Source organism: Streptomyces sp. CA-181903 (assembly GCF_050937075.1).
Classification (GTDB): Bacteria; Actinomycetota; Actinomycetes; order Streptomycetales; family Streptomycetaceae; genus Streptomyces.
In genome coordinates, this window is record NZ_JBNJLY010000001.1 from 4,709,644 (window position 1) to 4,732,224 (window position 22,581).

Consider the following 22,581-nt stretch of genomic DNA (forward strand, 5'->3'; position numbering starts at 1 on the left):
AATTCCCTTGCCTCAGGGGAGGGTTGAGCGTACATGGAAGCGTTGATCCCGGTCGTGAGCTATGCGCGGATCTCTGCGGATACAGCCAAGGACGGCCATGGAGTCACTGATCAGCACAAGGTCAACGGAGAGACGGCCGCCCGCCTTGGGCTGAAGGTCGTGCACGAGTACACGGACAACGATCTCTCCGCCGCGAAAGCAGGTCTCGTCCGTCCGGACTTCGAGGCGATGTTGCACACGCTCAAGGTTGGGCATCTGCCGGACGGCGAGACGGTGAAGGGGGCCGTCGTCGTCGCGGACGACCGGTTGACTCGGCGAGCGGGGGACTACGAACGGTTCGTGGACGCCCTGACGTACGAGGAGGGGCGGGTGTATGCGGACGCCAAGGGACTCAAGAACCTCTACAGCGAGGACGTTGAGTCGATGGGGCTGTTCGGAGTCGTCATCTCGAAGATGGAAGTCCGGAAGATGCAGCGGCGCATGCGCCGCTCGCACAGGTCGAGGGCAGAGGCGGGCATTCCGGTCGGCGGTACGCGCCCCTTCGGCTGGAAGGACGACAAGCTGACCCTGGAGCCGGCGGAGGCAGAGCGGCTGGCAAAGGCCGCGCGCGATGTGATCGCAGGTAAGTCCTTGCACTCTATCTTGCGGGAGTGGCGTGAGGACGGCGTCCGAACCATCCACGGCAACGAGTGGGGGAGCAGGTCACTCAAGCTGGCTTTGTGGAACCCGCGTCTCTGCGGCTGGAGGAAGCTCAACGGTGAGCTGGTGAGAGACGCTGATGGCTTGCCGGTGGTGGGGAAGTGGGAGCCGATCGTGACTCCGAAGGAGTGGATGGCCATTGACGCCCTCTTCTCGGCAAGGGTGGGGCCGAACATCAAGGCCGACGGTTCGATCACCGACTACCGCACACCTTTCTATCTCCTCACCGGAATTCTTCGGTGCGGAAAGCCCGGCAAGGACGGACAAATCTGTAACTGCGCCCTTCGGGCTAACAGTCGCCCCGACCTGTCCGGCGGTTTCGTCTACCAGTGCCCCAGTACAGAGATGGGCGGGTGTGGCGGCACAGGACGCAACGGCGCGAAGGTGGACGAGTACGTGACGGAAGCGGTGCTGGCCAAGCTGGAGGAACGAGCAGTCGTCGCAAGTCGCAGCAACGAGCGGTGGGAAGGGGAGGAAGAGCTGAAACGGTTGGTGACAAAGCAACGTACCTTGCTACAAAAATGGCAGGACGACGAGGTTTCGGACGAACTGTTCTTCCCGCAGAACCAGAAGATGGAGAAGCGAATCAAAGAACTTCGCTCGGAGCGCACGCGTCACGCGCTGAAACAGCAGAGGGCGGCGGACGTCACCGCCGATGTGCGCCAGCGTTGGCACTCTGGGCAACTCGACACGGCCCAAAAGAGAGCGTTGATCCGTGAAGCTCTGCACGCCGTGATTGTTCTACCGGTGGGCGGCGGCGGGCGCCGGCCGTTCAATCCAGATCTGCTCGTCTTGAAGTGGAGGGAGTAAGGGAAGAGGGGCGCCGGGCATGGCGCCCCTCTTATGGAGCCGTCGAGTCCGTCCGGGATCTTTCTCTTTCCGTTACAGGGGTTATCAGCTTGAGGCCGAGGATTCTTGCGACTCGTTCCCATCGTTCCTCGTCCCATATCGGAGAACGTGCCGCTTGCCGCTTTCCCCACTCGCGCGCGCTCGGTGCGTTCACTCGGCGCCCCTAAGCTGTGCCCTTGCTGTTGTCTGGTTTTGCAGCAGGGTGTTAGCTATTTCGGTGGCAAGGAGCGCTTCTCCGGCTGTGTAACCGTTACCGAGGAAGCGCCACGTGCTCTCGGTAATCGCCCGGACTGCGGGAGGTGTGCCCGCGATGGCTTGCTTGTGCGTTGTCCGCACGGCGCGGAGTGCGGCATAGGTAGTCGAGTAGGCACGGGATTTGGTGAGGATGTGGCCCCGGAAGCCGAGGGTGTGGGTCCAGGCGCGGAGGCGGAGGTGGTGGAGTTCGGGGAGGCCGCCGAGGCGCCAGCAGGTGTGCATGAGGGTGCGGACGTGCGGTGTTGCGGGGGTGGCTGCGATGTCGTCGAAGGTTCGGATGGGGTGGTCGGTGCCGGTGGTGGTTTCGGTGGTGCTCTTGGTGACGTACTTGGCGATGTAGGCGGCAACGGCGTCGTCGGCCAGGTCACCGCTGTCGAGGGGGCGGACGTCGAGTTGGACGCCCCAGCGGAGCGTGTGTTCGCCCAGGGCAGGGCTGTAGGGGGTGCGGACGGTGGCGCGGGTGGCCGCGGTTTGCACGGCGTCCGCGAGGAGGGCGGTGGTGGCCCAGGCGGGCGGCGGGGTGCCGGGGCCGGCCGGACCGTCGAGGCGGACGACGGCATGAACGTGGACCGCCGCCCGCCGCTGGTACTCGGCGACCTTGGCGAAGGAGAGCCGGGCGTGGTCAGAAAAGCGGCTCTGCGGGATCCCGGCGGTGGTGGCGAGGTGGCGGCGGAGGGCGCGGGTGAAGCGGGACCAGAGTTCGCCGGCGTGTGCGTGCCACAGGACGTGGCCGATGTAGTCGTAGCAGTCCGGGCAGAGGGGCTGTCCAACAGCCGGGTCATCCGGCCGATGGGTGAGCGAGCAGCCGAGGAGACGGCCGTGTTCGCAGTCCCGGGCTCCGCGTCGAGGACGGCAGCGGGAGCCGCATGTGGTGGTGCGGTGGACGGGGCCGAAGCTGGGGGCGGTCAGGGTGACGAAGAGACGCGGGTGTGTGGTCACCGTCGCGGGGATGGTCTTGCCGCCGGTGAGGCCGGAGCGAACGAGGTGGTAGGTGTCGCCGGCGTGGAGATGGGAGCAGGACGGGCAGAGGGTGCGGCGGCGGTTGCGGCAGCGGACGAGGAGGTGTTCGCCGGGTTCGTCGCGGGTGTCGTAGTGGTGGAGGATCTCGCCGGTTGCCGCGTCCACGGTGGTGGTGTGGCCGGTGAGGTGGACCGGGCGGGCGCAGCCGCCGGTGGCGGTGACCTGTTCGAGCCAGCGGGTGAAGCCGGGGGTGTTGGCGAGGTGGATGATCTCTTGGTCGATGAGGGGGAGCCGGCGCAGGCGCGCCGCGCGGTCGAGGACGGCGCGCCTGTCGGTTGCTGTGGTGGCGGTGGTGATGGTGGTGACCTTCCGGGGTGGGCCGCCGTAGCGGCTCGGGGAATGGGTGGTGGGTTGGTGTCGTCCATGGCGTGGGTCCTTCCGGTGGTGGGTGGGTGGTCGGGTCAGCGGGTGGTGCCGTGTCCTCGGCAGCAGCGGCAGCGGCGCCAGCGGCCGGAGGGGGTGCGAACGCGTCGTTCGCCACGGCAGTAGGGGCAGGGAACGGGTCGCATGGGCATGCGGTCTCCGTGAGGGGTGGTGGTCAGGTGTGGGTGAAGCCGGACAGGAACCACGTCACGAAGCTGTTGATCGTGAAGAGGACGGGGGTCTGTCCGAGGTAGACGCCGAAGAGGGCGATGACGACCGCTTCCCACCAGCGCACATCCCGGGAGCGGATCAGTAGAACGGTGATGAGGCCGAAGACGACGACGAGGGGGATGGCGGTGTTCTCGCTCACTGCGGCACCTCCCCGCCGCCGGCCAGCAGCAGTGCGTGGTGGATCTCGTCGAGTTCGGGTGTCAGGTCGCTGTACTTCTCGGCGGTGCGGCGTGCTTCGTCGGGGGTGGTCAAGTGGGAGCGGGCGCGGTCCCAGCCGCCGTCGGGCCCGGTGCACACGGCTGTGCCCTTTTCCTCCGCCGTGATCGCCTGCGCGACCGCGACGGCGTCCTTGTTCAGGTCGCCCAAGGTCATTTCGGCGGTGCCGGGGTCGTTGACCCGGTGGCAGGCGCGGCCGGAGAGCTGGGCGCGCAGGGCGGTGACGCCGGGGCCGAGGTCGGAGCCGACGCGCTGTCCGGCGACAACCAGGTGCACCCCGAGCGCCGCGCCGAGCTGGGCGATGCGCAGGAGGTAGGTGGAGCACTTCTCCACCTCCGCCTTGCCCTCCCGCGTGCCATCGGAGAGGTAGAGCTCTGCCAGCTCATCGACGATCACCACGACCGCCACGGGCCGTTCCTTGGACGGTAGGTCCCAGATCGAGCGGGCTCCGGCGATCCGGCAGATGCGCATGCGGAGTTGGAGTTCGCTGACGAGGGCGCCGAGGACGGCGACGGCTTCACGCCGGTTGGTGGTCAGGGCGGACAACCGGGGCTCGAACAGGCCCAGTTCCATGCCTCCTTTGCAGTCGATGCCGACCAGCGCCACGTTCTGCGGCGCCAGCTGCGTCACCAGCCGGGCAAGCAGGGTGGACTTCCCGGACTGGGTGGCGCCGGTGATCAACCAGTGCGGCACCTTCCGCAGGTTGATCACCCACGCACCGCCCGATTCGAGAATCCCGACCAGCGCGGACAGGTGCGCAGCCGATGCGTGCGCGAGACCGGGCCGGGCCAGCGGATCACCGGCAGTGGCCAGCAGATGCACCAAGCCCCGTTCGGGCGAGGTGACGCGCACGGCGTGGACCTTCCAGGCGTGCGCCAGGGCGTCAGCGGCAGCGATGAACGCCGCCGGCGTCTGCCCCGGATGCAGGCGCACCATCACCGACAACCCGGTCCGGGTGGCTTTGGGGAAGGAGATGCGCGGCGGGACCGGCCGCAGTGCCTGTCCCTTGACCACCAGGTCCCCGAGCACGCCCCGAGAGGGTCCGCGCGAGACGGCCAGGTCGTGAAGTTCCGCGACCTTCCGCCAGGTGCGCACCACCCGTACGGCGGTGACCGGGTAGCCGGTCAGGTACCAGAACACCGCCGGGTGACGCTCGCGCAGCGCGGCCCCGGCGACGACCAGCCAGGCCAGGGCGGCGAGGAAGAACGCGAGGAGGATCGGACCCACTACCGCTCACCCGCCTTCCCCGACGCTGCCGGGGGCCGGGTGGGCGCGGGCTCGGATGCGGGGGTGATGGCGGAGGCGCGGAAGGAGACGCCGTGCCGGTCACCCATGGCCCAGGCGAACGCCTCCAGACCCGTGATCCGCACCTCCACCCCCTCCACCACACCCGGCTGCTCACCGGGCACGGCCACCTCGATGACGGAGACCCGCCGCGCTTCCTGACGGACCATCACGCCAACGGTGTAGACGGTGTTGCCTTCCTTGTCCTTCTTGACCTCCCCGGTGTCGAAGTTGGCGACCTTCGGTTCCGGCGCGACGGCGCACCGCAGTACGCCGAGCCGGCTGACGTCTACGGGAATGGACTGCATGACAGTGGCCTCCCAGGCCGATCGGGACGACCGATTCCACTCGCCGGTCGTCACTCGTGCTTACGAGTGACGACTATGAAGCCTTGGAAGGGAGCCGCGCAAGTGCTTATGCTGACGAGTGACGTAAGAGATCCAGAGGTCATGACGAGTTGGGGAGCCTGACAGTGGGAGACATCCAGCGCCCCGGCGCCCTGTATCAGCAGGTCGCCGCCGAGATCCGCAACGCCATCGCGGCCGGCGAGTTCCCCCGGGGGCGCCGCTCCCCTCAGAGACCCAGCTCATCGAGCGGTACAAGGTCTCCCGGCCCACCGTCCGCAACGCCGTCGCCGCCCTCCGCTCGGAGGGGTTGATCGAGGTGATCCACGGCAAGGGCAGTTTCGTCCGTGCCACCGCGGCCCCGACGCTCGCCGTCAACCGGGCCATCCACCGCACGGACGACACCTTCGCCCTCGGGCACCACTGGGAAACGGTCGAGGAACCCACGGTCTACCGAACGCAGACCACCACCACGACCGCAGCACTCCTGGAACTGCCCGAGGGCGAAGCGCTGTTCGGAACCGACCGCCTCCTTGCCGACCCTCGCACCGGCACCCGCGCCCTGCACCGCACTCTGATCCCGTTCGCCACCGCCGAGAACACCCCACTCGCCCAAGCCCCCGACACCACTCCCGAAGGCATCTACGCCGTGCTCACCGAGGCCGGACACCAGCTCACATGGAGCGAGACCGTCAGCGCCCGGATGCCCCAGCCCGACGAACGCGCCACCCTCGAACTCCCCAACGCCACCCCGGTCGTGATCTCCACCCGCATCACCCACGGCACCGACCACCAGCCACTGATCCTGGAACAGCTCACCGTCAGCGCCGCCGAGGCCCAGTTCACCTACCGCCTCACCGCCGACACCACGCCCGCCCGAACCTGACGCGACAACGATCGGTCCAAACTTTCTCTACTTCCTCAAGGGCGCGCCGTCGGCGCGCCGGGCGGTCGGGGCGCCCCGGCGGGCTGCGGCCTGACGGCCGGTCCCGCCGGACGCCCACCGCCCGAACCCCTCGGAGCCATCGGCATGCGAGGCGCACCTCACCATCCGACATCGAGACAGCGGCCGGCGGGTGACGCAACTCCCGGCACAGCCCGCTGTCCGGGACGTTCAAGACCGAGCAGCGTGGTTGATCTACGTGGGTGGTTGCTGGAGGCACGCGCGCCTGACCGTTCGACCGCCCCACCGTCGTGGCTGACTTTCTGTGGCGCGCGTCCTTCCACAGGCAGCCACCTTCCGGCCCGGGAAACGGCACACCATCAGCGAGGTAGATGCTTCCGGCAGACGCGCACCGGATATGGGGCGGTGGGCGGTATGTCGTGCGACTGCTCTTGCGCCCTCCAGCGCTCACGCGCCTGCACCAACAATCGATGACTCTGATCCACCGCCAGGGCCACCGTCGCGACCGTTTCGAAGAGCCGGTCGCGCGCAGCGAAGACCGGAACGCCAGGGATGTACACCACCCCCAGGGACTCACGAACGTACAACCAGTTGCCGTGAAGGGTGAGACGGCTGAGAAACGCGTCGCCAACGGGCGCGCCGGCCGCAGTGGGCACCACCCGGATCGCGACCCGCCCTCCCCAGGAGAGGTGAAGGAGGTGATCAAGCTGCTGAGCCATGACACGCGCGCCGCCGACCGGACGTTCCAACAGGGAACTGTCCAGGAAGAGCGTGTACACCTGCCTGTCAGTGAGTTGCCGTGGGATCCGGTGGGGAGCGGAATAGGCGGACGCCCCGGAAGGCACAAGCGCCCGCTCATAGGCCGAGGTCCGCAGCGGGGCGGGGATGACCGTAGCCGTGTATGTGGCGATGGCCGTGGCCTGTTGCTCACATAGGGCCAAGCGGTCGTGCCAGCCGGGGCCGAGGTCGCCTGCTTGCGTCGACAGGTTCGTCACCGACAGGAGATGATCAACAGCCCGAGCGCAATCCTTCGGAACATCGTAATGACGGTGGAACAAAGCGCGAGCGTGACGATGCATGAAAACAGCCCCTTGCTCCAGCCGGCTCACAGTGCTGATGCTGCATCCGAGAGCCAACGCAGCGTGCTTCTGGTGCCACCTCCTTCGGATGCGGAAATGCCGCAAATAGGCTCCCAGAACCAGGGCCACAGCGCGGTCCGCCGCAGGCATCGGATCATCGGTCGTCATCAGTTCCCTCCTGGTGCGCTTCCACCGAACGGGACGCGGGCCAGGAGGGACGGATGATCAAGCCGACAAGCGGAGTGGGTGCCTGAACGAAGGGCTTTCTAACACCCGTCACGGATCAAGCGAGCGACCGCCCGGACTGTCGCCGGACTCCAGACCAGCCGCACGACCCCCGAACCATCACCCCGCGTCCGCGCCGCCGACGTACCCTCCGCCTCAACGCCGACCGCGGCCAACGCCGCCTCAAGCTCCGCCGCAGCCTCCCGGGCCTCCCGCCAACCGGCCACGTAATCCACACCGCGTACCCACACCACCGCATCAGGGTCGATCTCGGCGCCGATGCCCTCGAACGCTCCGTCATCTGCGCTGTGCATGAACGTGCCTCCCCTCCACGGCCGTTGGCCTGGTACGGCGGGGCACCGCGTGCGAGCGCACGACGAAGCCCCCGGTAGCATCTACTCCGGGGTCTTCGCGATCCCTCCCGGACCACCCCGGCGCAGGGGTGGTCCGGTCTTCTGTCTAGTGCTGCGATCCGTTCCGGGCACGGCGGGGCACAGGCGGGTGGTTGCCCCACCGTTCCTCGAAGTCCCGGCCGGCTTGAACGATCCAGTCGTCCAAGGCCAGGGCCTGGAAGTGATCGCGCTGCGCATCCATGACGCGGAACATCCGCCGGTCGGACACGTGTCGCCACCACCACTCGCACAGGCGGAACGTCACGTCCGCCACCGTCTCGCGGAGAGAAGCCGGCATCCTGATCACCGGTCCGTGCAAGTGGCGACGAGGAAGGACAGAGCGCCGGTGCAGAACCGCTGATGGCCGGTACGCCGCGCGTGCCGGAGACACCAGACTTCCGCCGCCAGCTTCCGAGCGGACGGCTTGGCGATATCTCCGCAGGTCATGCACTTCGCCGTGTGTTGAACCCGGTCGGCATCAGGGTCGACCGTCAGCCACCAGTCCACGTGCCCGTACACCGCCCGGACCGTCACCGCCGGCCCCTGGAACGGGCCTGCCTCCCGGCGCGGCTCACGGTCAGCTCGGCGGAGGCGTCGACCACCAGGGGCCGCCCGTCCTTGAACGTCACGGTGGCCTGGTGCCGCCCTCCCGAACGGCGGTCAAGGCGCACAGCCTTCACCTCATAGTGGCGACCCTTGAGCGTTACTACGTCCCCGCGACGCAGGTCTAACGCCGTCAACTGTCTACCCATGTGCAACACCCCTATCACGAAGCGTGTTTGAGGACACTGGTAATTCGGCACGGCCTCCCGGGTGGAGGGGAAGTCCAGCGCCAAGAGGCCGTGCCTATGCCGGGCGGAGCGGTCAGACTCCGCCCGGCTGCCGGGCCGCCACGTGCCCGGATCGCTGAGGCACGCGCATACGGGGCCCGGAGTTTCTAGGGCTTGCCCTCCGAGGAGACGAGATCGAAGCGGCAGTAGACGACCTTGCCGCCCGCCTTCTCCGGCGTCCACCACAGGGCGTCCACCAGGCGGTGCACGAGTTGCAAGCCCCGCCCGTTGTTCGGGAGCAGCGCCTCCGGCAGGTTCAGGGCCCATTCCGGTCCGAAGGTCTCACCGACCGGGTAAGTCGGCGGTGACGAGTCCTCGTCTCCGACGCCGATGAACAGCCACTTGGGCCACCGGCGGAGACTCACCTCGATACGCCGCTGCGCGCCCGGACGAGCCAGCTCCCGATCCGGGACAGCGTGGTTGATCACGTTGCCGACGAGTTCCGAAACCACCACCTTCGCCTCGAAGACGAGGTGTCCCAGCCCCCAGTCGGTCAACGTGCTGCCCGCCATGTTCCGCGCGGTGCTCACGGCGTCGGGCGACTCGGCGAACAGGACGAACGACCTGAAGCGCTCTGCCGCCGGCTGTTGCTCCGGCAGTCGTGACGTGGCCATGGCACAGACGCCAGACGGACGGATGTTCCTGCGGTCATTCACTTTCCCCTCCAGCCTGCCGACTGTTACTTGCGGTCGGCATCGCGTGCCGCACAGTCAACGACCAGTGGAGGAACGTCGGGAGCGTTCGCCAGGGGGTTCACGTGAACACCCGCTATAGCCAAGGGGGTTCATCAATGAACCCCCATCGGCCTCACTCACTGTGTCAGGATGGACGCCAGCCGTCATGAGGGATGGCAGGGGGCGGAATGAGTCGAGTGCCGAACGATCGGTTGATCTCCCTCCTGGACGAGGCCGGTGTCTCGAACAAGGGGCTCGCCAAGCGCATGCGGGACATCGCTGCCCGGCGCGGCGAGGACCTGGGCACGACGCATGTGTCCGTCCAGCGGTGGCGCGACGGTGCCGGCATCAAGCCCGGAACAGCGGCGATCATGGCCGAGGCGCTGAGCGCCAAGCTCGGCCGCCCCGTCCGGACCGGCGATCTGGGGTTCTTCCGGGAAGCGGAGCAGCCGGCCCCCGCCGTGATCGACTATCCCGCTTCGTCCGCCGAAGCCCTGGCCAAACTGGACAGCCTTGGCGCGGAGGGCGGCGACCCCGCCGAGGAGAGCCGCCTCCTGGTGGCCGACGGCGACCTGAACGCCGCCGTGCTGTCCTGGATCACCGCGCGACCGGACGGCGTCCAGGCCGACCGTCCCGGTTCTCAGCGGGTGGGGATGCGCGACGTCCGGGCGATCCGTACCGCAGGCAAGATGTTCATGGAGCTGGATTTCCAGTTCGGCGGCGGCCACGGCCACAAGGCGCTCCGGCAGTACTTCCGCCACGAGGTCTTACCGCTGCTCGGCGCGAGCTACAGCGAGAAGGTGGGGACCGCCCTGCACGGCGCGGCCCTGGAAATCGCCCAGTTGCTCGGGTGGACCGCGTACGACTCGGGTAACCACCGGCTCGCTTATCAGTACCTGACGGCAACTCTGCGCCTTACCCAGATCACCGACGACCGGATGTTCGGCGGCCGGATCCTGGCCAACCTCAGCCACCAGGCGAACTACCTCGGTGAGTACACCCGATCCGCCCGGTTGGCCCGCGCCGCCCTCGAAGGCGCACGCGGCCGGGCGACCCCACGCGCCATGTCCATGTTCGCCGCCATGGAAGCCCGCGCCCTATCGAACGCCGGAGACGCGGCAGGAGCCGCCCGGGCGATGAACGAGGCCGAACGCCACCTTGAGCGGGCGGATACGACGACCGATCCGGAGTGGCTGTCCTACTTCACCCCGGCCGAGCTCATGGGCGAGTTCTGCCACTGCTTCCGCGATCTCAAGCACCGCCGGGAAGCCCAGCAGCACGCCCAGCGCGCCGTGGACGTCACCGACCCCAGGTACGCCCGCAGCCTTGGTTTCTGCCGGATGGTTCTCGCCCAGAGCCAGCTTCTCAACGGCGAGCTGGAGGGCGCTCTGACCACCGCCACCCTGGCCGTGGACGCCGGTGACACCCTCCAGTCCGCGCGCTTCCAGCGGTACGTGAACGATTTCCGCGCCGAGGTGAGCGTCTACTCCGGCAACCGTGCCGTCGCAGAGTTCAACGAACATGTCACTCAGGCGCTCGCCCGGCTCGACGAGGAGTGAGCGTCACAGCGGCCGCCAGTCGCGCGGCGCGTTCACGTCCCGCAAGGAGGCGATCCGCCGGGCGTACTCCTCCGCCGGTCGCCCGCCGGTGGACGCGTTCTGCATCAGCCAGGTGGTCATGGTGAATTCCTGGATCCGGCGCAGCGTCGGGTAGCCGGACCACTTGCGCAGGTCCCGGCCGTAGGCGGAGACGAAGGCGGCGAACTGTTCCCGTGTCTGCCAGCGGAGGCTTTGATGTTCGACGGTGGTCACCTTCAGGTCCCACTCCGGGTGGTCGAAGCTGAACGCTTCGAAGTCGATGAAGACCGCCTGTCCCTTGTCGTCCACCATGAGGTTCTGCACGTGCGCGTCACCGTGCACGGGCCCCTTGGGCGATCCGAACCGCAGTTCCGTCACCGCGTCGCGCAGCTCGGCGTGGAGGGTGCGGAGGAAACGTCGGTCGTCCTCGGGTATCCCGGGCGCCCGCTCGATACGCAGGGCCGACCGCCCGAACGCGTCGTACGCCGGTAGATCGAGCCCGGCTGGCGGAGTCAGCCCGTGCAGCTCCCGCAGCAGGGCCCCCAGCTCCCCGTACGTGGGCTTGCGACCATCACTACGGATCAGGTGCCAGAACGTCACCGGATGCCCGTCCACGACGAGGGGCTGTTCCAGATCCTCCACCACCCGGCCGGCGGGGAACCCTTCCCGGTGCAGCCAGCGCGCCACGGCCACTTCCTTGCGCACCGACGGGAGATAGTCCGACGACCGGGCCACCCGGACGATCACCGGCGCCGACGCCAGCCGGAACAGCGCGTTCTCCCCCAGCCGGATCAACTCCGCGCCCTCACCACCCAGCCCCGCCGATCTGCACGCGGCGGCCATGATTCGCCCGGCCTCCGCCGTCGTGAACCCTTCCCCCGGTATCCGAGCAGCATGAGACCCCATGCCGAACCAGCTCCCCTAGTCGCGCGCGATCCGCCGACGCGCACGCACAACGGTGACCAGCCCCGCGCGCGCCGGGCACACCAGGACCGTACCCACCCGCACGCTATGTGCTGCCGCTCGATACGGCTTACGGCTGCGCCGTTGCGCCCCAGTCGTAGACGTAGCGGTTGGCCGAGTGGTCGAAGGCAGCGATGATCGGATGGGGTGGGAGCGCAAATTCTTGCTCGGCCCAGAGGAGCAGGGCCGCCGCCAGGCCCTCGGGCTGGTAGTCCGCCTCAGGGAATCGGACGCCGTGGACGGTGACCAGGGTGTGTTGGTCCGTTGGAAGGGCGGCGGTAAGGGCCGGGGTTGCCAGCATCAGACCGTGGCGGAGCCAGGCCACTTCATCGTGTGAGAGCCGCTTGTACGAGTGATCTTCGGTCGGATGCCTGAGGCGGGGGGGTGGCGTCGAGCCACACCCCGCTCGAAACTCGCTCGCCGTGCGCCGGTGCCACGGCGGTTGTCGCGGCCGAGGCTGTCAGTTCGATCCAGATGCCCCAGGCTGCCCGACGGAGCCGGTACAGGGTCGTGCGCGGTTCCTCAGGCATCCGGGGACGGAGCGTCGGCGACCCCGATCGGGCAGCTCACGCCCGTCCCGCCCAAACCGCAGTAGCCGTTAATGTTGCGCGCAAGATACTGCTGGTGATGTTCCTCGGCCCAGTAGAAGGGGCCCGCCGGGGCGATCTCGGTGGTGATGTCGCCGTGGCCGGAGGCGCGGAGGACGGTCTGGTAGGCGTCGCGGGAGGTCTCGGCGGCGTGCTGTTGGGCGGGGGAGTGGGTGTAGATCGCGGAGCGGTACTGGGTGCCGCGGTCGTTGCCCTGGCGGAAGCCCTGGGTGGGGTCGTGGGACTCCCAGAAGACCTTGAGGAGCGTCTCGTAGGGGACGACGGCCGGGTCGAAGACCACCCGGACCGCCTCCGTGTGCCCGGTCAGGCCGCTGCACACCTCGTCGTACGTCGGGTTCGGCGTGATGCCGCCCTGGTAGCCGACGAGGGTCGTCCACACGCCGGGCGTCTGCCAGAAGCGGCGTTCGGCGCCCCAGAAGCAGCCCAGGCCGAAGTCGGCGACGGCCAGGCCCTCGGGGTAGGGACCGGCCAGCGGGTTGCCGAGGACGGTGTGACGGCCGGCGAGCGGGAAGGCCGGTTCGGGGCGGCCCTCGAGGGCCTCCTGCTCGGTGGGCAGACGGTGGTCGTGGCGGAGGTGGGGGAAGAGCATCACGACTCCAGGGCGGCGGCGGTGGACGATACGGTGCGGTGCCGTACGGATCAGGGAAACGCGCGGCCCGGGCGTCGGAATTCCCGGTTCCCCCCGGCCGCTCCCCGCCCGTCTCCCGCTCAGAACCCCGAGACCGCCCGCGCACGGTACGCGGTGTACACGGCGACCGGGTCCTGTTCGTACGTCCACGGGATCGCGCCGATGTGGCCGTCCACCGCCCGCAGCTGCTCCAGGGCCTCGGGGTACCGTCCCGCGTTGACGAGGAACCAGACCAGCAGGTGCCGCACGTGCGGCAGGACGGGGTGGTCGGCGGGGGCGTGGACGACCGCGTACTGGGCCGCCTCGATCGCGTCCCGGACCACGACGCTCTCGTACAGGCCGCGCACCAGGTTGACGTCGGGCAGGTGGTCGTGGACGGCGAAGAGGGGCAGCGCGGGCAGCAGGCTGCCCTGCGGGGCGGCCGCGGCGGCGCGCCGGGCGAAGGCGTCGGCCTGCTCCTGCGACCCGTGCCATTTCGCGCTCCAGTAGCGCAGCGCCACCAGATGCGCCCCCATGTGCCCCGGTGCGCGGGACAGCACGGTCTCCCAGACGGACTGGAACTCCGCCTCGCTCGCCCCGAGCCCCCGCTCGACGTTCAGCCGCACGATGTACGGGACGGGGTCGCCCGGCGCGAGCAGCGCGGCCTCGGCGCAGACCGTCCGGGCCTCCTCCAGGATCATGCGGTAGTCCTGCGACGCGGGGTCGCGCATCGCCTGCTGGACCAGGAACTCGGCCTGGACGGCCGCGCCGCCCGCGTCCTTGGGGGCCACCACGCGCCAGTGGCGCAGCCACATGCCGCCGGTGCCGGGCGCCTCGGCCAGCTCCCGCGCGGCCGCTCCGGCCAGCGTCTGCACGCGCTGCCAGCGCAGCTCGGCGGAGCCGTCCGCCGGAGTGCGGGCCAGCAGCTCGGCGGCCGGGTTCCAGTCCTGGGTGCGGCGGGCCTCCTCGACGGCGGCCAGCAGCTCGGGATCCGGGCCCGGCAGGCGTACGTCCAGCCGCTCGGGGGGTACGAAGCCGTGCCCGTACGACGGATCGACGGCCGCGCCGGCGCCCCGCAGCGCGTCCTGGGCCGCGCGCCGGCGGCGCAGCGCGGGCGCGACGACGACGCCGCAGACCACGACGAGGGCGAGCAGGATGAACAGAAACTCCATGAGCTGTCCTGGATGGGAGGGGAGTGCGAGGGTGTCGACGACGTAAGGACGAGGCAGTGCGCCCGATCGTTCCTGACCTCCGATTCCATGGTCCGGTCGATCGTTCATCCGCCGGTTACAAGTGAACAGGACTATTCCGGTAAGGCGGGTACTACTCTCGGAACAATGAGCGACCAGCAGCAGCAATCCTTCGAGACCCTCGCCATCCACGCCGGGCAGGAGGCGGACCCGCTGACCGGGGCCGTCGTGCCGCCCATCTACCAAGTCTCCACCTACAAGCAGGACGGCGTGGGGGGCCTGCGCGGCGGGTACGAGTACAGCCGGAGCGCCAACCCGACCCGTACCGCCCTGGAGGAGAACCTGGCGGCGCTGGAGGGCGGCGTCCGGGGCCTGGCCTTCGCCTCCGGCCTGGCCGCCGAGGACTGCCTGCTGCGTACGCTGCTGGCCCCCGGCGACCACGTCGTCATCCCGAACGACGCCTACGGCGGGACGTTCCGGCTGTTCGCCAAGGTCGTCGGCCGCTGGGGCGTCGAGTGGTCCGTCGCCGACACCTCGGACCCCGCCTCCGTCCGGGACGCGATCACCGACCGCACCAAGGCCGTCTGGGTCGAGACCCCCTCGAACCCGCTGCTCGGCATCACGGACATCGCCGCCGTCGCCCAGGTGGCCCACGAGGGCGGGGCCAAGCTGGTGGTGGACAACACCTTCGCCAGCCCCTACCTCCAGCAGCCGCTGGCGCTCGGCGCGGACGTCGTCGTGCACTCGACCACCAAGTACATGGGCGGCCACTCCGACGTTGTCGGCGGCGCCCTGATCACCAACGACGCCGCGCTGGGCGACGAGCTCGCCTACCACCAGAACGCGATGGGCGCCGTCGCCGGCCCCTTCGACTCCTGGCTGACGCTGCGCGGCATCAAGACCCTCGCCGTCCGCATGGACCGGCACAGCGCCAACGCCGAGCGCGTCGCCGACCTGCTGCTCTCCCACCCCAAGGTCACCCGGGTCTACTACCCCGGCCTGCCCGAGCACCCGCTGCACGAGGTCGCCGCCAAGCAGATGCGCGCCTTCGGCGGCATGGTCTCGTTCCGCGTCGAGGGCGGCGAGGAGGCGGCGGTCGAGGTCTGCAACCGCGCCAAGCTGTTCACCCTCGGTGAGTCCCTCGGCGGCGTCGAGTCGCTGATCGAGCACCCGGGCCGGATGACCCACGCCTCGGTGGCCGGCTCGGCCCTGGAGGTCCCGGCGGACCTCGTCCGCCTGTCCGTGGGCATCGAGTCGGTGGACGACCTGCTGGCGGACATCAAGCAGGCGCTGGGCTGAGCCTTTTCAGCCTGGGCGCGCACTTCAGCCCGTCCGGCGTTTGAGGACAACCGCGCGGAGCGCGGTTTCGGGGTCCGGGGCGGCAGCCCCGGGAAACTGGGGGCACCTCCCAGCGGTAGCTGGGGGAGAAAGGGAGGGGCCGGGGCAACCACCACCCACGGCCCCCCCACACCGGACAGCCGGGCGCCGTACGGCAGATGACGCCGTCGGCGCCCGTCGCGCGGTGCCTACGCGCGAGCGGGCGGAGGAGCGGACTCCGCACCAACCGCGTCGGCACCGCCGAAGGACGGCACCGCCGTCAAGAAGCCGGCGGCACCTGCGGCAAAGAGCTGTGCACCTCGGACAGCGCGGAGTTGAAGCGCGTCAGCAACGTGCAGAACACCGCCCGCTCCTCCTCCGTCCACCCCTCCGTGCACAGCGCCATCAGCTGCCGGCGCGAAGCGCGGACCTCGTCCAACCGCGCCTTGCCGCGCGGCGAGAGCTGGAGGACCACGGCCCGGCCGTCCTCGGGGTGCGAGGTGCGCTTGACCAGGCCCGTGTCGACGAGGGGCGCCACCTGCCGGGTGACGGTCGACGAGTCGATGCCCATGCCCGCGGCGAGCGCCTTGACGCCCATCGGGCCTTCCTGGTCGAGGCGGTTGAGCAGGAGGTAGGCGGCGCGATCCATCGAGTTGTGGACCCGGCCGACGCCACCGAGCCGGGTCTGTTCTGCGCGACGGGCGAAGACGGCAACCTGGTGCTGGAGAGTGTCGAGGACACCTGGTGCGAGGTCGGTCGTCATGTCCGGAGGGGTGGGCATGGCTGGGGACTCACTTCGTGCGGCGGGCTGGAATTGCTCGGGAATGGGGGACAGAGTACGCGGCCGGACGGGCGCGCGTGCCGTCGCCGGGCAAACCGGTCGGTTCGTATGGTCGCGGGGTCCCGTTCGTTCGGATGGCGGCCCCGCGGCGGGGCCGGGGCTGCGAGACTGGCGGTATGGCTGCACGAGTGGGCGGCGGCGACCGTCCGGCGCGCGTTCCGCCCGGTTCGCCGATGTCCTCGGTATCGATGACCGGTCCTTCCGGTTCTTCCGGTCCTCCTGGTCCTCTTGGTCCTTCCGGTCCTCTTGATCCTCCTGGTTCTGCTGACCCTTCCGACCCTGCCGGAGACTCCGGGGCGTCCGGGGAGTTCCTCCCGGAGCTTTCGGGCCCCTCCGATCTCCCTGACCTCTCCGTCACCCTCGACGCCATCCGCCAAGCGCAGAAGACGCTGTCCGGCGTCGCCCGGGTCACCGCGCTGGAGGGCAGCCGGCATCTCTCCGGACTGATCGGTTCACCGGTGCACCTCAAGTGCGAGAACCTCCAGCGGACCGGCTCGTTCAAGGTCCGCGGCGCGTACGTCCGGATCGCGGGCCTCTCCGCGGCGGAGCGTGCGGCCGGCGTGGTCGCGGCCAGCGCGGGCAACCACGCCCAGGGCGTGGCCCTCGCGGCCTCCCTGCTCGGAGTGCGGTCCACGGTCTTCATGCCGGAGGGCGCACCGCTGCCGAAGGTCGTCGCCACCCGTGAGTACGGAGCCGAAGTGCGGTTGCGCGGACAGGTGGTGGACGACGCGCTGCGCGCCGCTCGGGAGCACGCGCGGCGCACGGGCGCGGTCCTCATCCACCCCTTCGACCACCCGGACGTCATCGCCGGCCAGGGAACCGTGGGACTGGAGATCCTGGAGCAGTGTCCCGAGGTGCGCACCGTCGTGGTGGGCATGGGCGGTGGCGGGCTCGCGGCCGGGATCGCCGTGGCGCTCAAGGCGTTGCGGCCGGATGTGAAGGTCGTCGGCGTCCAGGCGGCGGACGCGGCGTCCTATCCGCGGTCGCTGGCCGCCGGCCGTCCGGTGACCGTGGAGGCGCCGGCCACGATGGCCGACGGCATCAAGGTCGGGCGCCCCGGCGACGTACCGTTCGGTATCGTCCGGCGGCTGGTGGACGAGGTCCGCACCGTCTCCGAGGACCAGTTGGCGAGCGCGCTGCTGCTCTGCCTGGAACGGGCGAAGCTGCTGGTGGAACCGGCCGGGGCGAGTCCGGTCGCCGCGTTGCTGGCCGCCCCGCGCTCGTTCGAGGGACCCGTCGTAGCGGTGCTGTCCGGCGGGAACGTCGATCCCCTGCTGTTGCAGGGCGTCCTGCGGCACGGCATGGCCGCCGCCGGCCGCTACCTCTCGCTGCGGCTGCGGATCACCGACCGGCCGGGGGCCCTGGCCGCCCTGCTGGAGGTGCTGTCCGCGGCGGACGTCAACATCCTCGACATCGGACACGTCCGCACCGACCCGCGGCTGCGGCTGACGGAGGCGGAGGTCGAACTGCACCTGGAGACGAAGGGGCACGAGCACTGCGCCGCCGTGCGCACGGTGCTGCGGGAGGCGGGCTATCCGGTGCTGTCCTGAGCTGTCCTGAGCTGTCTCGGGTTGTCCCGAGCAGTCTCGGATGGCTTCGGCCGTCCGTCGACTGTGGTCACGGCAGTATCCGGAAGCCACGGCAGTATCCGGAATCTTCGTTCACAGGGCGGAATGCTCCCCGTGCACGTAAAATCCCCTACTACGTCCCTACATCCCCCATACCCCCAGTCCCACGTCCCTGTATGACGCCACCGAACGGGGAGAAGCCCCATGCCGGGAGCGATTCACGCCAAAGGTCTGGTCAAGGCGTTCGGCGAGGTAAGGGCCCTGGACGGCGTCGACCTCGACGTCCCGGAAGGGACGGTCCTGGGGCTGCTCGGACCCAACGGCGCCGGGAAGACCACGGCCGTACGCGTCCTGACGACTCTCATCAGACCCGATCGCGGCACGGCCTCGGTGGCGGGCGTCGACGTATTGCGGCGGCCCGACGAGGTCCGGCGCAGCATCGGGCTGTCCGGCCAGTTCGCGGCCGTCGACGAGTACCTGACCGGCCGTGAGAACCTGCGGATGGTCGGCAGGCTCTACCAGTTGAGCGGGCGCGAGGCGAAGCGCCGGGCCGGCGAGCTCCTGGACCGCTTCCACCTCGCCGACGCCGCCGACCGCCCCGCCAAGACGTACTCCGGCGGGATGCGCCGCCGCCTCGACCTCGCGGCGGCCCTGGTCGTCAGACCGCCCGTGATGTTCATGGACGAACCGACGACCGGCCTCGACCCGCGCAACAGGCAGCAGTTGTGGGAGGTCATCCAGGAACTGGTCGCCGGGGGAACGACGTTGCTGCTCACCACGCAGTACCTGGAGGAGGCCGACCACCTGGCGCACGACATCGCCGTCGTCGACCACGGCCGGGTGATCGCGCGCGGTACGTCCGACCAGCTCAAGGCGCGGATCGGCGGGGAGCGCGTCGAGGTCGTCGTGCACCGGCCCGAGCACATCCCCGTCGCCGATGCCGTCCTGCGGGGCTTCGGCGACGGCGGCTCCGCCGTCGAACCGCACACCCGGCGGATCACCGTCCCGGTCTCCGGCGGCGCCCGGCTGCTCGCCGAGATCATCCGCGAACTCGACGCCCGGGACGTCGGCATCGACGACATCGGGCTGCGCCGCCCCACCCTGGACGACGTGTTCATCTCGCTGACCGGGCACGCCGCCGAGGGCACGGGCGAGCCGGAGGGACGGCGGGAACCGCGACAGGGACGGCAGCGGGGACATCAGCAGGGACCGCGACAAGAGCCTCGACAGGGACCTCACCAGGAACCTCAGCAGGGACCTCAACAGGGAGGGGCCTCGCCATGACCGCCGTCGACCACACCGCGCCCGGGCGGCCGGCGTTCCGGCGGGGCCGCGTCGGCCGGTCCGTCCACGACTCTCTGGTCATCGCGCAGCGGAACCTGCTGCGCATGCGGCGGATCCCCGAGGTGGTCGTCTTCGGCGTCGTGCAGCCGGTCATGTTCGTGGTGCTGTTCAGCTACGTCTTCGGCGGCTCGATCGCCGTCGGCGGCAGCACGGCGCCGTCGCTCTACCGCGAATACCTCATGGCGGGCATCTTCGCCCAGACGGTCACCTTCGCCACCGCGGGGGCGGGGGCCGGGATCGCCGACGACATGCACAAGGGCCTCATCGACCGCTTCCGTTCCCTGCCGATGGCCCGGGGCGCCGTCCTCACCGGACGGACCCTCGCCGACCTCGTGCAGACCGCGCTGACACTGGTGGTGCTGGCGATCGTCGCCGCCATCGTGGGCTGGCGGATCCACGAAGGAGTGCCGAAGGCACTGGCCGGCTTCGCCCTGCTGCTCCTGCTGGGGTACGCGTTCTCGTGGATCGGCGCGCTGATCGGGCTCTCCGTGCGGACGCCGGAGGCCGCCACCTCGGGCGGACTCGTCTGGCTGTTCCCCCTGACGTTCATCTCGAACGCGTTCGTGCCGTCCGGCAACATGCCGACCGTCCTGCGGGTGATCGCCGAGTGGAACCCCTTCAGCGCCACCGTCCAGGCGGCCCGGGAGCTCTTCGGCAACCTGCCGCCCGGCTATCCCGTGCCGGCTGCCTGGCCGATGCGGCACCCGGTGTGGGCGTCGCTGATCTGGTCGGCCCTGATCATCCTGGTGTTCCGGTGGCTGGCGGTACGGAAGTACCGGTCCGCTACGGGGTGAGGGCGGAGAGGCGGCTATGGGGCGAGGGTGGTTGGGCGGCTGTGGAGTGGATGGTTGGGCGGCTGTGGGGGCTGGGGCGGAGAGGCGCGCCACATGGGGCGAGAGCGGGCACGCGGCCGCGGGGCGAGGATGGGGACGCGACGGGGCCGCCCCGGCAAAGCTCCGGCCCCGGACCGTTGCGGGCGGTCCGGGGCCGGGAAGCGGGATGGTGCGACGCGCCTCCGCGGCGCGCCTCGAGGGGCGGGTTCAGCCCTGGTACGGCGTGGCGTCCATGATGCGGACCTTCGCCTTGCGGCCGTTCGGCAGCTCGTACTCGGCGTCCTCGCCGACCTTCTTGCCATTGACGCCGGTGCCCAGCGGGGACTGGGGGGAGTACGTCTCGATGTCCGAGCTCGCGTACTCGCGGGAGGCGAGCAGGAAGGTCAGGGTGTCGTCCGGGTCGCCGTCGAAGGCGATGGTGACGACCATGCCGGGGGCGACCACGCCCGTGGCGGCCGGGGCCTCGCCGACCTTCGCGTGCTCGAGCAGCTGCGTCAGCTGGCGCACACGGAGCTCCTGCTTGCCCTGCTCCTCCTTGGCCGCGTGGTACCCGCCGTTCTCTCGCAGGTCACCTTCCTCGCGCGCCGCGGCGATCTTGGCCGCGATCTCGGTGCGAGCGGGACCAGACAGGTACTCCAGCTCGGCCTTGAGCTGGTCGTACGCCTCCTGAGTCAGCCAGGTGACGCTGTCGCTGGTCTGGGTCACAGGTGCTCCTCGTCGGTGCTGGGGGAAAAACTTCGGGGTCACGGATACAAATGAACGCCCTACTCAGAAGGGTGCACCTCCAAAGGCGGGCGAAACCACGAGCCTAACAATTACGTCCGGAATGGGGGAAGAAGTCGGGGGACGAAATCCCGCAAGAAGCACGTCACCGCTGGTCAGGAGGGTGATCGACGAGCCTTCCCGGTTGCCGCGCCGATCGTCCGGCCGTTCCCTGTAGGCGTCGGCCGTCCCTGGCCTCCGCCTCCGGCCGCCGCCGTCAGCCCCGGTCGGTGGTGCGGCAGCCCTCCAGCTCCGTGATGCGGGCGGGAGCGGTGGTACGGAGGGTGACGAGCTCGGTGAAGTGCGTCTCACGGCGGTCGAGGGAGACGTCCTTACGGGCCACTTCGGACCCGTCCTCACCCAGCGAGCGAAGGGTGCACACGCCGTTGTCGTTCTTCTCCTTGCGGACCTCGATGACCGCCTGCACCGACGTCGCGGAGATCTTCTTCGACCGGATGAGCTGGCCGCTGACGTCCGACTTGGTGACATAGTGCACACCGGCCCACGCGACGAACCCGAGCAGCAGCGCGAACAGCGCCCCTCCGACGATCTTGAGCTTGCGGTTCGCGCGCTCGTCCGCCGAGCGGCCGTAACGCCCCTCGGGCAGGGCCTCGCGCTGCGCAGCCATGATCATCGCCTCCCGGACGCCGATTTGTGAACGCGGAATGAAACGGCTCCCGCTTCGGTCACTATAGGAGGCGTCTGCCGAGACGAGTGACTGAGGATCGAGCCTTGACTGAGCAGCTGCGAATGATGGCCGTTCACGCCCACCCCGACGATGAGTCGAGCAAGGGCGCGGCCACGATGGCCAAGTACGTGTCCGAGGGGGTGGACGTGCTGGTCGCCACCTGCACGGGTGGGGAGCGCGGTTCCATCCTCAACCCCAAGCTCCAGGGGGACCCCTACATCGAGGAGCACATCCACGAGGTCCGGGCCAAGGAGATGGACGAGGCCCGGGACATCCTGGGCGTCAAACAGGAGTGGCTGGGCTATGTGGACTCCGGCCTTCCCGAGGGCGACCCGCTGCCCCCGCTGCCCGAGGGCTGCTTCGCGCTCCAGGACGTCGACGAGGCGGCCGGTGCGCTGGTCAAGCTGATCCGCGAGTTCAAGCCGCACGTGATCACCACGTACGACGAGAACGGCGGCTACCCGCACCCCGACCACATCATGACCCACAAGATCTCGATGGTGGCCTTCGAGGCGGCAGGCGACCCGTCGCGCTACCCCGAGGCCGGCGAGCCCTGGCAGCCGCTGAAGCTCTACTACAACCAGGGCTTCAACCGGCCGCGCACCCAGGCGCTGCACGACGCGCTGCTGGAGCGCGGCCTGGAATCGCCCTACGGCGAGTGGCTGGAGCGCTGGGACTCCATGGGCCGGGAGCGCAATCTCACCACCTTCGTCCCCTGTGGCGACTTCTTCGAAATCCGTGACAAGGCGCTGATCGCCCACGCCACGCAGATCGATCCGGACGGCGGCTGGTTCAAGGTGCCGCTGGACCTCCAGCGGGAGGTGTGGCCCACCGAGGAGTACGAACTCGCCAAGTCGCTCGTCGGCACGTCCCTCCCCGAGGACGACCTCTTCGCGGGCATCCGCAACAATTGAGTCC

General features: G+C 69.6%; 21 protein-coding genes and 1 pseudogene. 8 read left to right on the forward strand and 14 right to left on the reverse strand.

Translation table 11 applies throughout. From position 1 onward, the window contains the following. Positions 1-33: 33 nt before the first annotated feature. Positions 34-1,509, forward strand: a complete 1,476-nt coding sequence (locus ACQEVS_RS21170) for a recombinase family protein (protein ID WP_433022620.1) — start codon at positions 34-36, stop codon at positions 1,507-1,509. Positions 1,510-1,698: 189 nt separating this feature from the next. Here the strand turns inward: ACQEVS_RS21170 and ACQEVS_RS21175 are convergent, their stop codons facing one another. From ACQEVS_RS21175 to ACQEVS_RS21190, 4 genes are all read right to left on the reverse strand, one after another. Further along, the gene (locus tag ACQEVS_RS21175; protein WP_433027775.1) at positions 1,699-3,063 is read right to left on the reverse strand and encodes a replication initiator; all 1,365 of its coding nucleotides are present in this window, start codon (positions 3,061-3,063) and stop codon (positions 1,699-1,701) included. A 298-nt stretch (positions 3,064-3,361) separates the two neighbouring features. After that, a complete protein-coding gene (locus ACQEVS_RS21180) occupies positions 3,362-3,556 on the reverse strand; it encodes a hypothetical protein (RefSeq protein WP_433022622.1) in 195 nt (64 codons plus the stop codon). Beyond that, positions 3,553-4,860, reverse strand: a complete 1,308-nt coding sequence (locus ACQEVS_RS21185) for an FtsK/SpoIIIE domain-containing protein (protein ID WP_433022624.1) — start codon at positions 4,858-4,860, stop codon at positions 3,553-3,555. The genes ACQEVS_RS21180 and ACQEVS_RS21185 overlap by 4 nt, the downstream gene beginning before the upstream one ends. Further along, positions 4,860-5,225: a hypothetical protein gene (locus ACQEVS_RS21190; protein ID WP_433022626.1), complete on the reverse strand. Its 366-nt coding sequence runs from the start codon at positions 5,223-5,225 to the stop codon at positions 4,860-4,862. Before ACQEVS_RS21190 ends, ACQEVS_RS21185 begins: the two co-directional genes overlap by 1 nt. A 164-nt stretch (positions 5,226-5,389) precedes the next feature. Between ACQEVS_RS21190 and ACQEVS_RS21195 the strand changes: the two are divergent. Continuing rightward, positions 5,390-6,147: pseudogene (locus ACQEVS_RS21195) on the forward strand (GntR family transcriptional regulator). Between the two features lie 377 nt (positions 6,148-6,524). On the opposite strand, the gene ACQEVS_RS21200 reads toward ACQEVS_RS21195, so the two are convergent. The 4 genes from ACQEVS_RS21200 to ACQEVS_RS21215 all read right to left on the reverse strand — a co-directional run bounded on the left by ACQEVS_RS21200 (position 6,525) and on the right by ACQEVS_RS21215 (position 9,305). Then, positions 6,525-7,412, reverse strand: coding sequence for a Scr1 family TA system antitoxin-like transcriptional regulator (locus tag ACQEVS_RS21200; protein WP_433022628.1), 888 nt, complete (start codon positions 7,410-7,412; stop codon positions 6,525-6,527). Positions 7,413-7,928: 516 nt separating this feature from the next. Beyond that, positions 7,929-8,159, reverse strand: coding sequence for a hypothetical protein (locus ACQEVS_RS21205; protein WP_433022630.1), 231 nt, complete (start codon positions 8,157-8,159; stop codon positions 7,929-7,931). A gap of 232 nt (positions 8,160-8,391) precedes the next feature. Beyond that, positions 8,392-8,532, reverse strand: a complete 141-nt coding sequence (locus tag ACQEVS_RS21210; RefSeq protein WP_433022632.1) for a hypothetical protein — start codon at positions 8,530-8,532, stop codon at positions 8,392-8,394. A gap of 266 nt (positions 8,533-8,798) precedes the next feature. Further along, positions 8,799-9,305 (reverse strand): ATP-binding protein, encoded by a 507-nt coding sequence (locus ACQEVS_RS21215; protein ID WP_433022634.1) that lies wholly within the window; start codon positions 9,303-9,305, stop codon positions 8,799-8,801. Between the two features lie 248 nt (positions 9,306-9,553). Here ACQEVS_RS21215 and ACQEVS_RS21220 point away from each other — a divergent pair, with 248 nt between their 5' ends. After that, positions 9,554-10,924, forward strand: coding sequence for a sporulation protein (locus tag ACQEVS_RS21220; protein WP_433022636.1), 1,371 nt, complete (start codon positions 9,554-9,556; stop codon positions 10,922-10,924). 3 nt (positions 10,925-10,927) lie between these two features. Here the strand turns inward: ACQEVS_RS21220 and ACQEVS_RS21225 are convergent, their stop codons facing one another. The 3 genes from ACQEVS_RS21225 to ACQEVS_RS21235 form a co-directional block, all read right to left on the reverse strand. After that, on the reverse strand, positions 10,928-11,785 hold the full coding sequence (locus ACQEVS_RS21225; protein WP_433022638.1) for a phosphotransferase enzyme family protein: 858 nt from the start codon (positions 11,783-11,785) through the stop codon (positions 10,928-10,930). 642 nt (positions 11,786-12,427) lie between these two features. After that, positions 12,428-13,102: a peptide-methionine (S)-S-oxide reductase MsrA gene (gene msrA / locus ACQEVS_RS21230; RefSeq protein ID WP_433022640.1), complete on the reverse strand. Its 675-nt coding sequence runs from the start codon at positions 13,100-13,102 to the stop codon at positions 12,428-12,430. 119 nt (positions 13,103-13,221) lie between these two features. Next, positions 13,222-14,292 (reverse strand): hypothetical protein, encoded by a 1,071-nt coding sequence (locus ACQEVS_RS21235; RefSeq protein WP_433022642.1) that lies wholly within the window; start codon positions 14,290-14,292, stop codon positions 13,222-13,224. A gap of 165 nt (positions 14,293-14,457) precedes the next feature. Between ACQEVS_RS21235 and ACQEVS_RS21240 the strand changes: the two genes are divergently transcribed. After that, the gene (locus ACQEVS_RS21240; RefSeq protein ID WP_433022644.1) at positions 14,458-15,609 is read left to right on the forward strand and encodes a cystathionine gamma-synthase; all 1,152 of its coding nucleotides are present in this window, start codon (positions 14,458-14,460) and stop codon (positions 15,607-15,609) included. A gap of 298 nt (positions 15,610-15,907) precedes the next feature. On the opposite strand, the gene ACQEVS_RS21245 is transcribed toward ACQEVS_RS21240, so the two are convergent. After that, positions 15,908-16,408: a MarR family winged helix-turn-helix transcriptional regulator gene (locus tag ACQEVS_RS21245; protein ID WP_004949133.1), complete on the reverse strand. Its 501-nt coding sequence runs from the start codon at positions 16,406-16,408 to the stop codon at positions 15,908-15,910. Between the two features lie 188 nt (positions 16,409-16,596). On the opposite strand from ACQEVS_RS21245, the gene ilvA reads away from it, so the two are divergent. The 3 genes from ilvA (at position 16,597) to ACQEVS_RS21260 (ending at position 20,174) form a co-directional block, all read left to right on the forward strand. Then, positions 16,597-18,018, forward strand: a complete 1,422-nt coding sequence (gene ilvA, locus ACQEVS_RS21250; protein ID WP_433027778.1) for a threonine ammonia-lyase — start codon at positions 16,597-16,599, stop codon at positions 18,016-18,018. 222 nt (positions 18,019-18,240) lie between these two features. Further along, a complete protein-coding gene (locus ACQEVS_RS21255; RefSeq protein WP_433022647.1) occupies positions 18,241-19,320 on the forward strand; it encodes an ATP-binding cassette domain-containing protein in 1,080 nt (359 codons plus the stop codon). After that, on the forward strand, positions 19,317-20,174 hold the full coding sequence (locus tag ACQEVS_RS21260; RefSeq protein WP_433022649.1) for an ABC transporter permease: 858 nt from the start codon (positions 19,317-19,319) through the stop codon (positions 20,172-20,174). The genes ACQEVS_RS21255 and ACQEVS_RS21260 overlap by 4 nt, the downstream gene beginning before the upstream one ends. Before the next feature lie 246 nt (positions 20,175-20,420). Here ACQEVS_RS21260 and greA read toward each other — a convergent pair whose 3' ends face one another. Both greA and ACQEVS_RS21270 read right to left on the reverse strand, forming a co-directional pair. Then, on the reverse strand, positions 20,421-20,918 hold the full coding sequence (greA, locus tag ACQEVS_RS21265) for a transcription elongation factor GreA (RefSeq protein WP_004947986.1): 498 nt from the start codon (positions 20,916-20,918) through the stop codon (positions 20,421-20,423). A 274-nt stretch (positions 20,919-21,192) separates the two neighbouring features. Then, positions 21,193-21,603 carry a DUF4307 domain-containing protein gene (locus ACQEVS_RS21270; protein ID WP_433022651.1) on the reverse strand — a complete coding sequence of 137 codons (411 nt, stop codon included), beginning with the start codon at positions 21,601-21,603 and terminating at the stop codon, positions 21,193-21,195. A gap of 104 nt (positions 21,604-21,707) precedes the next feature. Here ACQEVS_RS21270 and mca point away from each other — a divergent pair, with 104 nt between their 5' ends. After that, a complete protein-coding gene (gene mca, locus ACQEVS_RS21275; RefSeq protein WP_398265205.1) occupies positions 21,708-22,577 on the forward strand; it encodes a mycothiol conjugate amidase Mca in 870 nt (289 codons plus the stop codon). Positions 22,578-22,581: the final 4 nt, after the last annotated feature.